The organism is Asanoa sp. NPDC049475 (genome assembly GCF_040676915.1).
Lineage (GTDB): Bacteria > Actinomycetota > Actinomycetes > Mycobacteriales > Micromonosporaceae > Asanoa.
Genome location: NZ_JBFAPY010000001.1, coordinates 110,003 through 125,514, shown reverse-complemented (window position 1 = coordinate 125,514; position 15,512 = coordinate 110,003). Strand labels below are relative to the sequence as shown.

Annotated in this window: 12 protein-coding genes; 7 read left to right on the top strand and 5 right to left on the bottom strand. The window is 71.5% G+C overall.

The window, feature by feature from the left end; genetic code table 11:
* Window positions 1-8 precede the first annotated feature (8 nt).
* Genes AB0J88_RS00615 through AB0J88_RS00605 form a run of 3 tightly spaced genes read left to right on the top strand, consistent with a single transcriptional unit; the run spans window position 9 to window position 3,616 of the window.
* Window positions 9-1,664, top strand: a complete 1,656-nt coding sequence (locus AB0J88_RS00615) for a hypothetical protein (protein WP_364354238.1) — start codon at window positions 9-11, stop codon at window positions 1,662-1,664.
* 33 nt (window positions 1,665-1,697) lie between these two features.
* Window positions 1,698-2,120 carry a hypothetical protein gene (locus AB0J88_RS00610; RefSeq protein WP_364354235.1) on the top strand — a complete coding sequence of 141 codons (423 nt, stop codon included), beginning with the start codon at window positions 1,698-1,700 and terminating at the stop codon, window positions 2,118-2,120.
* The gene (locus AB0J88_RS00605) at window positions 2,117-3,616 is read left to right on the top strand and encodes a serine/threonine-protein kinase (protein WP_364354232.1); all 1,500 of its coding nucleotides are present in this window, start codon (window positions 2,117-2,119) and stop codon (window positions 3,614-3,616) included. The genes AB0J88_RS00610 and AB0J88_RS00605 overlap by 4 nt, the downstream gene beginning before the upstream one ends.
* A gap of 36 nt (window positions 3,617-3,652) precedes the next feature.
* On the opposite strand, the gene AB0J88_RS00600 is transcribed toward AB0J88_RS00605, so the two are convergent.
* From AB0J88_RS00600 to AB0J88_RS00585, 4 genes are read right to left on the bottom strand one after another with little or no spacing between them, the layout of a single operon-like run.
* Window positions 3,653-7,270 (bottom strand): adenylate/guanylate cyclase domain-containing protein, encoded by a 3,618-nt coding sequence (locus AB0J88_RS00600; RefSeq protein ID WP_364354229.1) that lies wholly within the window; start codon window positions 7,268-7,270, stop codon window positions 3,653-3,655.
* Window positions 7,267-8,058 carry an MBL fold metallo-hydrolase gene (locus tag AB0J88_RS00595; protein WP_364354226.1) on the bottom strand — a complete coding sequence of 264 codons (792 nt, stop codon included), beginning with the start codon at window positions 8,056-8,058 and terminating at the stop codon, window positions 7,267-7,269. Before AB0J88_RS00595 ends, AB0J88_RS00600 begins: the two co-directional genes overlap by 4 nt.
* A 54-nt stretch (window positions 8,059-8,112) precedes the next feature.
* Window positions 8,113-8,577 (bottom strand): RidA family protein, encoded by a 465-nt coding sequence (locus AB0J88_RS00590; protein WP_364354223.1) that lies wholly within the window; start codon window positions 8,575-8,577, stop codon window positions 8,113-8,115.
* Window positions 8,574-8,729: a DUF4177 domain-containing protein gene (locus tag AB0J88_RS00585; protein WP_090804462.1), complete on the bottom strand. Its 156-nt coding sequence runs from the start codon at window positions 8,727-8,729 to the stop codon at window positions 8,574-8,576. The genes AB0J88_RS00590 and AB0J88_RS00585 overlap by 4 nt, the downstream gene beginning before the upstream one ends.
* A 478-nt stretch (window positions 8,730-9,207) precedes the next feature.
* On the opposite strand from AB0J88_RS00585, the gene AB0J88_RS00580 reads away from it, so the two are divergent.
* From AB0J88_RS00580 to AB0J88_RS00570, 3 genes are read left to right on the top strand one after another with little or no spacing between them, the layout of a single operon-like run.
* Window positions 9,208-9,774 (top strand): hypothetical protein, encoded by a 567-nt coding sequence (locus tag AB0J88_RS00580; protein WP_364354220.1) that lies wholly within the window; start codon window positions 9,208-9,210, stop codon window positions 9,772-9,774.
* A 16-nt stretch (window positions 9,775-9,790) separates the two neighbouring features.
* The gene (locus AB0J88_RS00575; RefSeq protein ID WP_364354217.1) at window positions 9,791-10,771 is read left to right on the top strand and encodes an ArsA-related P-loop ATPase; all 981 of its coding nucleotides are present in this window, start codon (window positions 9,791-9,793) and stop codon (window positions 10,769-10,771) included.
* Window positions 10,772-10,781: 10 nt separating this feature from the next.
* Window positions 10,782-11,927, top strand: coding sequence for an ArsA-related P-loop ATPase (locus tag AB0J88_RS00570; protein WP_364354214.1), 1,146 nt, complete (start codon window positions 10,782-10,784; stop codon window positions 11,925-11,927).
* Here AB0J88_RS00570 and AB0J88_RS00565 read toward each other — a convergent pair.
* On the bottom strand, window positions 11,914-12,210 hold the full coding sequence (locus AB0J88_RS00565) for a WhiB family transcriptional regulator (protein WP_089254707.1): 297 nt from the start codon (window positions 12,208-12,210) through the stop codon (window positions 11,914-11,916). The two genes, AB0J88_RS00570 and AB0J88_RS00565, sit on opposite strands and share 14 nt — an antisense overlap.
* Window positions 12,211-12,738: 528 nt before the next feature.
* Here AB0J88_RS00565 and AB0J88_RS00560 point away from each other — a divergent pair.
* Window positions 12,739-15,177, top strand: coding sequence for a transglycosylase domain-containing protein (locus AB0J88_RS00560; RefSeq protein ID WP_364354211.1), 2,439 nt, complete (start codon window positions 12,739-12,741; stop codon window positions 15,175-15,177).
* Window positions 15,178-15,512: the final 335 nt, after the last annotated feature.

Here is a 15,512-nt window from a genome sequence, read left to right as displayed (position 1 = left end):
CTGTTCGTATGTCTTCCGAATCGCCGGTTTTCCTTTCCGGCGACTCGGCCGCGCGGCTGTCGGAGATCCGCGAAAGGCTCGCCGAGTTGCGTCGCGACTATCCCGGCCACACCTCGCTGCGCGAGATCGCCAAACGGACGGGCAAGGACCGCATCACCTATACGACGGTCGGCGAAGTGTTGAAATGCGACCGCCTGCCGAAATGGGACACCCTGCGGAAGGTGGTGGTGGCGCTCGGCGGCGACGTGGACGCCTTCCGCGACCTGCACGGGGCGGCGGAACGCCGCGCGCCCGCACCACGACCAGCGGCGCTGCCCGCGCACATCGTCGTCGACGCCGGCGCATGGTCTCCCCTGCTCGCCCGCGACGGCGTGTCGGAGGGTCTCCTGCGCGGGGCCCCGGCCGCCGAGGTCTCGCCGGATCTCGCTCGGCTCGACGAGTTCGTCCGACAGTCACTGCCGGCGATCCGGATTGAGTTGCGCACCGCGTTCCGGGGTCGGACGTTCCGGATCGAGTCGGTCGAGCAGTTCTGGACCATCATGCTGGTCGACTCCGTGCTCACCGGTGACACCCTCGGGCTGCGGCGCTGGTTGCTGCGCGAGACCGACACGGTCCGGCGCCGCGAGCCGGCGGCGTTCGCCCGCGTACGCGACGTCTGGCAGTGGATGTTCGACACGTATCTCAGCTCGTGGGCCGACCTGACCGGGTCTGGCCTGCTCGAGTCGTTCGTCGAGGAGGCGGTCGGCGAGGCCGCGCTCGACCACAACAGGCTTTATCGCGGGGTCTCGCTGTTGCTGGACATCGCCCGGTTCGACGAGCCGTCGGTGCGACTGATCCGCGGCGCGCTGAAGCGGCACGACAGCACGCTGCGGGCCAACGGCGCCGGCCCGGCGATGCTCGGGAAGCTGCGGGTGCTGATCGCCGACGCGGAGCACGACCTGTTCTACTCGACGGGCGGCGCGACGTTCCAGGCCGACCTCGTGGCGTTTCCGGTCAGGCCGGGTCAGCCGTACGAGTTCCGCGCGATGCGCCACCCGCTCACCGTCGGCGATGTCGAGGGACTCCTTCGCCGCTCGCTCGGCGCCGACCTGGCGAAGCCCTTCGTGCTCGAGCAACCACCGGGACGCACCGCGTTCGGTGGCATGTGGGGCGAGTTGAGCCACATCATCAGCTCGATGCCGCACTATGCGGACGACCCGAACTGGCGCTGGGACATACCCACGGTGGCGGAGTGGCTGACCCTCGCGGACTGCGTCGACCAACCGTTCCCGTGGGGCGACAAGCCGCCGACGCCGGACCACGCGAACCTCAAGTGGGACGTCCACACGCGACTCAGCCCGATCGGTGCGTTCGAGGACGGCCGCTCGCGGGCGGACGTCTACGACTGCTGCGGTGGCGTCAACGAGATCGTCCGTGAGCTGCCGATCGAGAAGTTCGGGTCCGACGAGAAGTTCGCGGCCGCGTTCCGCCTGGCCGGCGGGTCGTACGACACGCCGCCGGTCGGCGTGACCTGCCAACGCTTCCGGCGTCTGTCCGATCGCGACCGCGGCGAACGGCCCAGCACTGTGGGCATCCGCCTGATCGTCTACCGGAAGGACGACGAAGACCGCCGCTGGCTGGCCCTGCGGAGGTTCCGGGCCGTACGACAGGTCAAAGATCGTTGATCAATACGGGTCGAGATGCTTGGATCTTCGAATATGAGGCTTCCTCGCTCGCCCGCCGGCTGGACCATGGCCGTCTTCGGCGTGCTCGCGATCATCATGGGCGTGGTCGGCCTGGTCAGCCCGGACACTCTCCTGAAGAGCCTGGGCTTCGATGTGCTCGGCTCGCGGCCGCCCGGCGACTACACGAAGACGTTCATGGCGGCCTCGTCCATGGCGTCGTTCAACATGGGCGTCTACTACCTGGTCGCCGTCGCCACGGAGTGGCGCCCGTTCTACCTCTTCACGGTCTGGTTTCGGCTCGTGACCTTCACGGTTTTCACCGTCCTGGTGGTCACCGACGCCGCTCCGGCGCGCTTCTTCGGTGTCGCGGCCTGGGAGGGACTCGGAGCAATCGCGACCGGTGTCGCATTGTGGTTCGAACGAAAGCGGGGGACTTCGGTACCTTCTAACCCGTGAACGGCACATCACCTGGAGCACTCCCGCTGCCAGTTGTGCCTGGCCTGACCGACTTGTCGGTGTTCGCCCGTGGTGGTTATGCCACCGTCTACCGGGCGACGCAGGCGTCAGTCGGCCGCGAGGTGGCCGTCAAGGTCGAAAACCGCACGCTCGACACCGAACGCGACCAGCGCCGCTTTCTGCGCGAGGCGCGCGCCGCCGGCCGGATGTCGTCGCACCCGCACGTCGTCGACCTGTTCGACGCGGGGGTCACCGAGTCGCGGCACCCATATCTGATCATGGAGCTCTGCGACGGCTCGTACCTCGAACGGATGAAGAGCTCGCCCCTGTCGGCCGCCGAATCGCGCGACGTCGGCGTCAAGATCGCTGACGCCCTGGCCGACGCGCACCAGCTCGGCGTGCTGCACCGCGACGTCAAGCCGGCCAACATCCTCTACTCGCGGTTCAACGAGCCGGCTCTGGCCGACTTCGGCCTGGCGGTGCTGGCCGAGGTCCGCGACTCGTCGGTGACGCTCGAGGTGCTGACCCCGGCGTACGCCGCGCCCGAGATGTTCCGCCACAGCGAGCCCTCGCCGGCGGTCGACGTGTACGCGCTCTGCGCGACGCTCTACGCGATCATGCGGGGCAAGCCGCCGCGCTGGCGCGACGACCGCGACCCGAGCCTGCTCACGCTGATGGAGATGTTCGCCGAGCAGATCCCGGACCTGCCCGGTGTTCCGCCGGCCTACCTCGACCTGCTGCGCCGGGGCATGGCCAACGACCCGGCGGCCCGGCCCTCGGCCGAGGAGCTGCGCGACCTGCTGGCCGGGCTGTCGATGGACAGCTTCGGCCCGGCCCGCCCCGTCTCCGGTGCCCGGGTCTCCGGCTCGCCCGTCTCTGGTGGCCCGTCGGTCTACGTCTCCCGCTCCTACACGCCGCAGGTGCCGCCGCAACCCGCCGACTCCGGCGACGACCACCCGACGGTCAGCGGCACCCCCCGGCGCGGCCGGCGCCGCTGGTGGCTCGGCGGCCTCGGGATGGTCACCCTCCTGGCGGTGGGCGGCCTGACGAGTTGGTACGCGGCCAGCCGCCCGGACACCGACCCGGTCGACCCGCCGACGCCCACCTCGAGCGTGCGGCTGGACGGCCAGGCCCTGCGCGGCTGTGTCGTCCCGCTGCCGTCAGGTGGCGCGTGCCCGGGCGACCTGGAGTGCTACGCCGACGATGTCGAGCGGGTGCCCTGCGGGGACGTGCACACCTGGGAGGTCTTCGCCGTCGGCGAGGTGCCCCCCTCGGTGACCACCGTGGACCGGCAGTCGTTGCGTGCGGATCCGACCGTCCAGGAGGTGTGCGGGCGGTCCACGTTCGCCTCCGTGACGCTGCTCATGAGCACCCAGGGCTGGAAGCTGGACGTCCTGCCACCGGACGCGGCAGCACTGGCCTCCGGCGACCGCACCTATCGTTGCCTGGCCGGCCGCGGCCCGGACGCGTTGGAGACCCCGACTCTCAGCCGCTGAGTTCGGAGCGACGCGTCACGTCCCGCGGCTGACCCGTCAGTCCGAGAGCTCGGCCTGCAGCGCCTTGGCCCCGGCGCGCTCGCTCGTCTGCTCTGTCGAGAACGACAGGTCGACAGCCCGCTCGGCGGCGGCGCGCGACTCGGCGACGCGTCCTGCCGCCGCCAGCGACCGGGCCAGCACCTCGGCCCCGATCACCCGCGAACGCACGTCTTCGGCCGGCACGGCCGCAGCCCGTTGTGCCCAGTCGAGCGCTTGCTCGCACCGTCCCGCGGCGAGCAGGGCCGACGCGTAGGTGGCCAGCGCCTGCTGACGTGAGAACAGCAGCGACGGCGAACCGCTGGCCGAGGCGATGGGTGCCAGCAGGCCGACCGCGGTCGTCGTGTCGCCGGCCAGGCGGCGGGCCGCGGACAGCAGCACCCGGGGGCCGACCTGGGCCGGTGCCAGCGGGTTGTGCGGCTCGACCGCGGTGATCACGGCTCGCGCGTCGGCCTCGGCCGCGTCGACGTCGCCGCGGTCCAGGGCTACGAAGCCGCGCAGCGTGCCGGCCATGCCCATCAGGAGCGGATGCCCGATCCGGTTGGCATAGGAGAGGGCGTCGGTGAGCAAATCGGCGGCGTGCTGCGGCTCCCCCAGCCCGCGGGCCACGACACCGCGCACGACGAGGGCGAAGCCGCGGCCCCAGTCGTCGGACGCGGCCGCGAAGTCGCGGTAGGCGCGGCGGGCCTCGCGGTCGGCCTCGGCCAGGTCACCGAGCTCCGCGGCGGCGAACGCCTCGACCGCGCGCAGCGTGCCGACCGCCCACGCCTCGCCGACGCGCTCGCCGAACGGCAGGAAGATCCGGGCGAGCCGACGAGCCTCGGACAGCCGGCCGGCCAGCAGCCGGGCATAGGCGGTGGTGCCGCGCAGCCAGGCCCGGCCGACCGGGTCGCCGAGCTGGGCGAACAGCCGCGCCGCGCGGGCCAGCACCGCGTCGGCGCCGGCGAAGTCACCTCGGGTCGTGGTGACCCACGCGAGGTTCTGCAGTGACCAGGCCTGCCCGCGCTCGTCCCCGGCGGCGACGTTGACCTGGTAGGCCGCCGCGAACCGGCTGCTCGCCTGGGCCAGCTTGCCCTGCAGGAAGTCGGCCATGCCGAGCCGGCGCATCGCCTCGGCGCGCGGGCCGGGCAGGTTGGCGTCGGTGGCCACCTGGAGCGCGTCGCGCCACATCACCTGCGCTCGCGGGAAGTCACCGAGCGAGCGGTGCGCGCGGCCGGCGAGCAGCAGCGCACCGGCGCGGGCGCTCGGCTCGGCCGAGTTGGCGGCGATCTTCTCCGCGTACGCGAGCGCGTCGTTGACCCGCCCGGTCTGCTGCAACGCCCGCGCGTGCACGAGCCGGTCGGCGGTCGGCAGGGCGTCACCGGCGAGGGCGGCCTCCCGCTCCGCGTACTCGACAGCGGTCGTCGGCTCACCGGCGGCGGCCGCTCGCCGGGCGGACCGGCTCAGCGCCGCGATGCCGAGGGGTACGACGGTGCGGGCTGCCGCGTCAGGGCGGAGGCCGACGCTGTCGGCCAGGGCGACGGCGCGCTCGGTGTGGTGCGCGATGAACGCGTCGCGGTCGCCGTCGGTCCAGCTGCCCGGGTCGCCGGCCGGGGCGTCGACCGTCACGGGACGCCGACCGACCACCACGTCGGACGGGGTCTTGCGGGCCGCCCACTCGGCCAGGAACGCGTGCCGCTCGGCGAGGTCGGCCTTGCCGATGCCGGAGTAGGCGGCCTCGTGCATCAACGGGGTGCTGAACGCGTAGCCACCTCGGGTGCGCTGGAGCATGCGGCGCTGCAACAACTCGTCGACCGCGCGCTCGAGCTCGACGGCGACGACCGCGGCCGGACGACCGGCCCGGCCCGCGTAGTGCTCCCGCAACGCCTCGAGAGTGCCGCGCGGCACCTGGTCGCCGATCACCGCGGCGTCGCGCAGCACGGCACGCGCGTCGCCCGGCAAGGCGTCGATGCGGGCGGCGAGCACGGCGGCCAGGTCGCGGGAGAGCAGCCGGCTGGTCAACGAGCCGGGTGCCAGGCGCCAGCGCCGCTGACCGGACTCACCGTCGACGTCGACCTTTGTCAACGCACCCCGCTCTATCAGCAGCGTGACGAGCTCGGCCAGGTAGAACGGGTTGCCCTGCGCGGTGGCGAGCAGCCCGTCGTTGTCGGGCTGTGGCAGCTTGCCGCCGCTCAGATAGGACGAGAGCAGGCGGGAGGCGTCGGCGCCGCGCAGCGGTGGCAGGTTGACCACCTCGGCGTCGGCCAGGCGGGTCAGCGCGCCGGCGGTGCGCACGAGCTCGGGGCGGCCGAGCAGCAGCACCAGAACCGGGCCGGTGAGCCGGGACAGCATGACCCCGAGGGCCTCGACCGTCTCGGGGGTGGCGTCGTGCAGGTCGTCGACCACGACGAGCAGCGGTGTCTCGGCGGCGAGCCCGCTGAGCAGGGCCGCGACCGCGCCCGGCACGGCGGCGGCGTCGGCGCCCGGGATGTCGCCGGTCCACTCGCCGGGCACCGGTGAGACGGTGGCCGGGACCTCGCCGTAGCCGAGCAGCGCCAGCAGCAGGTCGGAGGCGACCGGTGGGGCGTCGGGCAGGCGGGCCAGCCTTGCGGTCAGCCGCCGGAGCCGCTCCTCGATCACGGCCCGGCTGGGCGACGCACCGTTGTCGACGGGTGCGCCGATCGCCGTGCGGACGAGGTCGGCCAGGGGCGCGAGCCGGCGGCGCTCGCCGAACGCGGCGCAGCGCACCGAGAGCACGCGGGCGCCGGTGCGGGTGGCGAACCGGCCGGCGGCGACGTCGAAGCCGGCGGCCAGCCGCTCGGCCTCGCCCGCGAACCGGGTCTTGCCGATGCCGGCCTCGGCGGTCATCAACATGACGGTGGGCTGGCTCTGGTCGACGACCTCGGCGAGGCGGCCGGCGATCCGGCCGAGCTCGGCCTCGCGGCCGACGAACGGCGCCTCGTCGCCGAGACCGGACCGGGTGCCGGGGGCGTCGTGCAGGCCGAGCAGCTCGTACGCCTGGACCGGGTCGCGCTTGCCCTTGAGCCGCAGCGGTCGCAGCTGCCGCCAGGACGCGACCCGGCGGGTGGCCTCGAAGGTGCTGGCACCGGCGTAGACGGCACCGACCGCGGCGGCGTCGGCGAGCCGGGCGGCGGTGTTGACCGTGTCGCCGATGACGGTGTATTCGATCGCGGCCTGGATGCCGGCGACCACGGCACCGGTGTTGAGCCCGACCCGCAGGCCGAGCGGCGCGCCGCCGCCGCGCTCGTCGTCGAGCACGCGGCGCACCGCGCGCTGCATCGACAGGGCCGCCCGCACCGCACGCTCCGCGTCGTCCTCGTGCGCGACCGGTGCGCCGAAGACGGCCATGATGCCGTCGCCGGTGAGCTTGTCGACGTGGCCGCCGAAGGTCTTCACCGCGCCGGCGAGCGCGGCCAGGACCCGGTCGGTCACCGCGCCGACGCGCTCCGGGTCGACATTCTCGGACCAGGAGGTGAAATCAGACAGGTCGCCGAACAGGACCGTAACCACCCGGCGCTCGGCGGCGGGCAGCGTCGCCGCCGCGGGCAGGGCGGCGCCGCAGTTGTGGCAGAAACGGGCGCCGGGGACGGCGACCGTGCCGCACACAAGACAAGTCACGGTCCATCCAACCCCTGTGACCCCCGTCGCGATTCCCCGGACGGCACACCGAGATATGCGAGTTGGGCCCGGACCGACCAGGCGGCGGCCGGCCAGAGGCTGGGATCGACATCGGCGTAGACGGTGGAAACGACCTCTTCGGCGGTTTTTGCGCCATCAGCAACGGCCTGCCGCACCTGGTCGAGCCGCGCCCGTCGGTGGGCCAGGTAGAACCGCGCGGCGACGGCGCAGTCGGCCAGCGCCGGGCCGTGGCCGGGCAGGGCGAGCTGGTCGGCATAGGCGGTCAACAGCTCCAGGCTGGCCAGGTAGTCACCGAGGTCCCCGTCGGGATGGGCGACGATCGTGGTGCCCCGGCCCAGGATGGTGTCGCCGGTGAAGACCGCCCGTTCGCCACCGGCCTCGGCCACGAAACAGACCGAGTCGGCGGTGTGGCCCGGGGTGGACACCGCGGTGATCCGCACGCCGGCCAGCTCGTGCTCGCCGAGGTCGCGCAGCACGGTCGCGCCGGTGAGCTCGGCGAACCGGTCGAGCCCCTCGACGTGGTCGGGGTGGCCGTGGGTGGCCAGCACCGTGCCGATCGGGCCGTGCTCGGCGATCGCCCGCAGATGCCCCTCGTGCAGCGGTCCGGGGTCGACGACCACGGCCGGAGCACCGGGCGTGGCCCGCAGAACCCAGGTGTTGGTGCCGTCGAGGGTCATCGGGCCGGGGTTGGGCGCACGGACCAGAGTGACCCACTCCGGCAGGCGTTCCGCGAGGGCCGCCGCCGGAGTGGTCACGTGGGTCGTCATGGGTGCGATCGTACGACTGGCCTACGACAGAAGATTTATGTCTGCCTGTCCGGATCAGGCGGTCGCGACCTCGACGATCGCCTCGACCTCGACCGGCGCGTTCAGCGGGAGCTCGGCGACGCCGACCGCGCTGCGGGCATGCCGACCGGCCTCGCCGAACACCTCGCCGAACAGCTCCGACGCGCCGTTGACGACGGTGGGCTGGCCGGTGAAGCCGGGTGCCGAGGCGACGAAGCCGACCACCTTGACGACCTTGACGACGTATTCCAGGCCGACCAGGGCGTCGATCGCGGCGAGCACGTTGAGGGCGCACTGCCGGGCCAGGTCGCGAGCCTGCTCCCCGGTGACCTCGGCGCCGACCTTGCCGGTCGCCAGCAGCTCGCCGCCGGAGATCGGGAGCTGACCCGAGACGTAGACGTGCACACCCGACTGCACGGCAGGCACGTACGCGGCGACCGGAGGAACGACCTCGGGCAGCGTGAGGCCGAGCTCGGCGAGGCGCTCGTGCGGAGTCGTCATGCCTTGGGCCGCTTCAGGTAGGCGACCAACTGCTCCGGGTTCGGACCCGGGATCACGGAGACCAGCTCCCAGCCGTCGTCACCCCAGTTGTCCAGAATCTGCTTGGTCGCGTGGACCAACAGCGGCACGGTCGCGTACTCCCATTTCTGCATGCGGCCGAGGTTACCGGTGGCGATCGGAGTGGGCCGAGGTCGGCTACCCTGCTCGGCGACGGCTCGACCGCAACGGACGAGAGCTTGTGGGGAGACCATGACCGTGCCGCCCGACGGTGCCGACAGCCGGCCAGCCGACGCTCCCTCGTCGGGCGACGAAGGCGACGGACGCCCACCCGTCCCGCCGCCACCGCCGCAACAGGCGACACCCGCTCCGCCGCCCCCGTCCGGGCCGCATTCCGCGCCACCCACACCTGAGCCGCCCCCGGCCCCCGCTCCCCCGGCAGCGGCCCCCTCGCCCAGGCCAACGCCGCCGTCGTCGGACGAGCCGCCGACGCCCGCGGACGAGCCCGATCCGGCCTGGACCCAGGAGTTGCCAACGGCTCCTCCAGCCACGAACGCCCCAACGCCTCGGCCGATCAGCGCGCCGCCGGCTCCACCGCCGGCGCAGCCGCCGCTGTGGACCCCGCCCCCGTGGGTGCCGCCGAACCCGAACCCGACCCCGGTGCCGCCTGGCACGCAGGAATGGGCGACCGCGCCCGTTCCGGACACCGCCGGCTGGACCGCCGTACCCCCGCCACCTACGCCGCCACCGGCGCAGCGCCGGGGGCGCGGCCCGCTGGTGGTGGCGATCGTGCTGGCCGTGGTGCTGCTCTGTGGCGGTGGCGGCGGCCTGGCCGCCTACCTGCTGCTCCGGGACCCGGAGACCGGCGAGGGAGCGGCCGAGCCGGTGGCCGCGGTGGAGGGCTTCCTCGACGCCGTCTACGTCGACCAGAACGCGGCCGCGGCCACCGGGCTGCTGTGTCGCGAGGCCCGGGACCAGCGCGCCGTCCAGGACAAGATCGACGAGGTACGGCAGTACGCCCGGACGTACCCGAGCCCCCGCTACCGGTGGGACCCGCCGAAGGTGGAGGAGCAGGACGCCGAGAAGGCGATCGTGTCGACCAGGTTGACCGTGTTGACGGCCGACGACCGCAGTGCCGAGGAGCAGCTCCGGTTCACCCTCGTCCACAAGACCGGCTGGTGGGTCTGCGACGTCGGCTGACGGATACCCTCGGAGCGTGACGAGACCCGCCGCGACCAGCCGACGTGCCGATCTGTGGCCGGCCCGGCTGCATGTGGTGACCGGCAAGGGAGGCACCGGCAAGACCACGGTGGCCGCCGCGCTCGCCCTGGCCCTGGCCGCCGGCGGCCGCCGGACGCTGCTGGTCGAGGTCGAGGGGCGCCAAGGCGTGGCGCAGCTGTTCGGCACGGCCCCGCTGCCCTACGAGGAGCGCCGGATCACGGCGGCGGCCGGCGGCGGCGAGGTGCGGGTGCTGGCCATCGACGCCGAGGAAGCGCTGCTCGAATACCTCGAGATGTTCTACCGGCTGGGTGCCGCCGGGCGGGCGTTGCGCCGGCTGGGCGCGATCGACTTCGCGACCACGGTCGCGCCAGGCGTGCGCGACGTGCTGCTCACCGGCAAGGTCAAGGAGGCCACGACCAGGACCTCGGGGGGGCATCGGGTGTACGACGCCGTCGTGCTCGACGCGCCGCCGACCGGCCGGATCGGCCGGTTCCTCAACGTCACGGCCGAGACCGCCAAGCTGGCCAAGGTCGGGCCGATCAAGACGCAGAGCGACGGCGTCCAGGCGCTGCTCCGGTCGCCGATGACCGCTGTGCACGTGGTCACACTTTTGGAAGAGATGCCGGTGCAGGAGACCGTCGACGCGATCGAGGAGCTCAACCGCCTGCGCATCCCGGTCGGGCACGTGATCGTCAACGAGGCGCAGACGCCCGTCGCGTCCGTCGGCAAGGTCACCCAGGCCGAGCTCAAGCGCGGTTTGACCGCCGCCGGGCTGCCCACCGACCGGGCCACGGTCACCGGCCTGCTCACCGAGGTGAAGAACCACCTGACCCGCCAGGAGCTGGAGGACTCGCTCCGCACCGACCTCGCCGAGCTCGGCCGGCCGGTGCTGGAGCTGCCGCTGCTGAGCGCCGGAGTCGACCGCGACGGCCTCGACCTTCTCGCCGCCGCTCTGCTCGCTGGTCCGACCCCATAAACTCGGTCATGTGTCTTCGGATCTACACCCGCCACGGCTGGACGTCGACCGGATCCTGAGTGATCCGGGCGTCCGCATCGTGGTCTGTTGCGGTTCGGGTGGGGTCGGCAAGACCACGACGGCCGCGGCGCTCGCTCTGCGGGCGGCCGAGGAGCACGGCCGGCGCACCGTGGTGTTGACCATCGATCCCGCCCGCCGGCTGGCCCAGTCGCTCGGCCTCACCGAGCTCGACAACACCCCTCGGCCGGTCAAGGACGTCGGCGAGGGCAGCGGGGGCTCGCTGCACGCGATGATGCTCGACATGAAGCGCACCTTCGACGAGGTGGTGCTGACCCACACCGACCCGGCGAAGGCGGCGGAGATCTTCGCCAACCCCTTCTACCAGGCGATGAGCTCGACCTTCTCCGGCACGCAGGAATACATGGCGATGGAGAAGCTGGCCCATCTGCACGCGCAGGGCGAGTGGGACCTGATCGTCGTCGACACCCCGCCGTCGCGCTCCGCGCTGGACTTCCTCGACGCGCCGGCCCGGTTGGGCCGGTTTCTCGACGGCAAGATGCTTCGGCTGCTGCTGGCACCAGCCCGAGCCGGCGGACGCAGCGTGTTCGGGCTGGTGACCGCGTCGTTCGGGGTCTTCTCCCGAGTCGTACAGAAGGTGCTTGGCGCGCAGCTTTTGACTGATTTGTCAGGCTTTGTCGCTGCGCTCGACTCGATGTTCGGGGGATTCCGGCAGCGCGCCGAGCAGACCTTCCAGATCCTCCAGGCGCCGGAGACCGCGTTCCTCGTGGTCGCGACGCCGGAGCCGGACGCGATCCGCGAGGCGTCCTACTTCGCGCGCCGGCTCGGCGAGGAGCGGATGCCGCTGGCCGGGCTGGTCGTCAACCGGGTGCACGCGACCCAGGTGCCGCAACTGGGCGCCGAGGCGAGCCTGGCCGCCGCGGCGAGCCTGACCGAGGCGGGCGAGCAGGCACCGACGGCCGACGCCTTGCGGATCCACGCCGCGCTGGCGGCGCTGGCCGACCGCGAACGGTCCGTGACCGCCGGTTTCGCCCGGGAGTTCCCGCACGTGCCGACGGTCGCCGTAACGGCACAGCCCGCCGATGTGCACGACATCGACGGGCTGCGGACGATCGGCTCGGCTATCAGCCAGCCGTGACCAGCGACTTGTCCTTGTTGCGCAACGCGGCTTCGAACATCTTGCGCCAGCTGGCGACCTGCGGATGACGCCGCAGGAGAGCCCGGCGCTCGCGCTCGGTCATGCCGCCCCAGACACCGAACTCGATGCGGTTGTCCAGCGCGTCGGCCAGGCACTCGTATCGCACGGGGCAGCTTCGGCAGATCCGCTTCGCGACGTTCTGCTCGGCGCCCTGTACGAAAAGCGCGTCCGGGTCCCCGTTCTGGCATGCCGCCAAAGTCGGCCAGTCTGTAATCATGCCCATCAGTCCACGTCCCCCCTTGCAGTCCGCTGCCGAACTCTCCACCGCGGTCGGACCGACCTCGAGTCGACAGGTGTTGCCCCCGGTCACCCGCCGTTCCGTTCCCCCCGGGAGACGGCGGATGGTGCGCGATCCTCGCCGAACCATCATGCTCCGTAGTCGTCTGATTACGCAACGTTGTCAGATAAATACATCACAACCGGGACACTCTTCGCCTACCCGGTCTGTAGCGGGTGTAGCTGCCCCGTACGCGGAAAATCTTGGTTGGATTCGGTCAAAAGCCAACACGAACCACAGCAGTCCGGCAGAATCCTCGATGCCGGTGCGCACCGGCTGCCGGAGCGTGCGCATAACACAACAACGACACCGGCTTCCGAAGGACGTGCTCACTGGCGCGTCGGATTTCACCTTGTCGACGCCGTGTGCCGTTGAGGCCCCATACGCGGGACGCGAGATTGTTGTACGTTCCCGTACCCTGGCGGGGTGAGTGAGCCGAGTGCGCAGGCTGGGAAGCCCCGCAAAAAAAGCTGGATGCGGCGACGTGATCACAACATCTTCGCCAATGCCGCGTCGCTGATCATCTGTGGCGTGCTCGCCGGTGTGGTGGTCGCGGCCGCCGCGTTCCCCGCGGTGGCCATGTCGGGCCTGGCCGCCAAAGCCGGTGTCGAGACCTTCGACAAGCTGCCCACCGAGCTGACGCTCAAGCGCCCACCGCAGATCAGCTATATCTACGCCAGCAACGGCAAGACCCCGCTGGCGACGATGTACGACGAGAACCGGCGCGACGTCGACCTCAAAGACATCGCCAAGGTGATGCAGCAGGCGATGATCGCCGCCGAGGACCACGACTTCTACAAGCACAACGGCGTCGACATCAAGGGCATCGGCCGCGCTTTCGTCGCCAACAACCAGGCCGGCGAGACCACGCAGGGCGCCTCGACACTGACGATGCAGTACGTGCGGCTCGCCATCGCCTACTCCGCGACCGACCCGCAGGACGTGGTCGCCGCGACCGAGGACACGCCAAAGCGCAAGATCCGCGAGATGCGCTACGCCCTCCAGATCGACAAGGAGCTCGGCAAGGACGAGATCCTCGAGCGTTACCTCAACACCGCGCCGTTCGGCAACGGCGCCTACGGGGTCTACGCCGCGAGCCAGGTCTACTTCGCCAAGCTGCCCAAGGACCTCACGGTCGACGAGGCCGCGATGCTCGCCGGCATGGTGAAGGCGCCGTCCGACTACGACCCGACGAACTCCGACGGCTACGGCCAGGCGGTGGCACGGCGCAACTACGTCATCGACAACATGTTCGAGATCGGCGCGATCACCGCCGAGCAGCGCGACAAGGCCAAGGCGGTCAAGCTGGCCGTCAAGGGCAAGCGCGCGCCGAACGGTTGCGTGGCGACCACCAAGAACAGCTGGGGCTTCTTCTGCGACTTCTTCTACCGCTGGTGGATGGACCAGGAGGCCTTCGGCGCGACGACGTACGACCGTGAGCGGCGGCTGAAGAGCGGCGGCTACAAGATCATCACCTCGCTCGACCCGCGGGTGCAGGACGCCGCCAAGAAAAACGTCGAGCAGGCCTACAAGACGGCCAAGAACCACCCCAACGCGCTGATGGTCGCGGCGGTCGAGCCGGGCACCGGATACGTGCGGGCGCTGGCGGTCAACCGCAACTACAAGCTGGACCCCGCCGACAAGCCGCAGAACGGGATCTCCACGAACCCGGCGAAGAAAAAGCGCAAGATCCGCGGCACCTATCCGAACACCACGAACCCGTTGGTCAGTGGTGGCGGTGACATCACGGGCTACCAGGCCGGCTCGACCTTCAAAATCTTCACGCTGGTCGCGGCGCTCGAAAAGGGCTATCCGCTGAGCTACACGATTAACGCAAAAGAGAAATACACCTCGAAATACATCGTGGAGTACAACGGTCCGAGCGCTTGCCCCGGCACCAACAAATACTGTCCGGAGAACGCGAACAAGAGCATGGCCGGCGTCCACAACATGTGGTCCGGCTTCGGCAAGTCGGTCAACACGTTCTTCGTCCCGCTCGAGGAGGCCGCCGGCGCGGCCAACGTTGTCGACGCCGCCAAGCGGATGGGCATCAAGTTCCGCTCCAAGAGCGACGCGGTGATCGCCAACAACAAGGAGGGCGCCGACCAGTGGGGCGCCTTCACCCTCGGCGTCTCCTCGACCACGCCGCTCGACCTCGCCAACGCGTACGCGACGCTGGCCGCCGACGGCAAATACTGCGAGCCGAACCCGGTGCAGGAGATCATCGCTCCGGACGGCGCCAAGCTCGACGTCGCCGCGTCACGGTGCCGGAAGGCGGTCGACCCGCAGGTCGCCCGCGCGGCCGTCGACGCGGCCCGCTGCCCGCTCGGCGACCGCTCCGAAACGTCGCGGTGCACCGGCGGCACCGCGACCGGCGTGCGCGGCACGGTTGGCTACCCGGTGGCCGGCAAGTCCGGCACGACCGACAGCGAGAAGACGGCCTCCCTGGTCACGATGACCAAGCAGCTCTCGGTGGCGGGCATCCTGGCCGACCCGGACTGGGCCGAGACCAACCACGACATGGAGCACGACATCGTCAACCCGGCGGTCTACGAGACGCTGCGCGACGCCATGAAGGCGATGAAGGCACCCCGCAAGGACTTCACGCCGCCGAACAGCAGCAAGATGATCTACGGCGAGCAGCGGAGCATCCCCAACGTCGAGTGCAGTTCGGTCGAGTCCGCCCGGTCAAGGCTCCGCTCGGCCGGCTTCGTCGTAGACGTCGACGACCTCCCGGTCGACTCCCGCTGCCCCGCCGGCCAGGCAGCAGGCACGTCCCCAGACGGCAGAACCATCAAGGGCGGCGTCGTAGTAATCAAGATCAGCAACGGCAAGGGCGGGGGCGGCCCCGGTGGCAACGGCCCAGGCAACGGCGGGCCGGGCCGACCGCCCGGCCGAGGCCCAGGAGGCTGAGGCGCGCGGCCATCGGGCCGCCGCACTGCAAGGGCACAGGGCCCGCCGGCATCGTCCGGCGGGCCCTGTGCCGTCTGACAACGGAAGCCGACGCCCTGCGGCCCCAGCCGGCCGCACTGCAAGGTCCACGCAAGCCGACGCCCTGCGGCCCCAGCCGGCCGCACTGCAAGGTCCACGCAAGCCGACGCCCGCGGTCTCAGCAGGCCGCAGCGCAAGGTCAACGGCCCGCCTGCATCGTCCGGGCCGCCGGCAACCGAGCCGACACCCGCAGCCCAGGGGCAGGGCAACCGCCCCGCCTGCTTGTCTGACTGGCCCGTTGCCGTCTGGCAACGGAA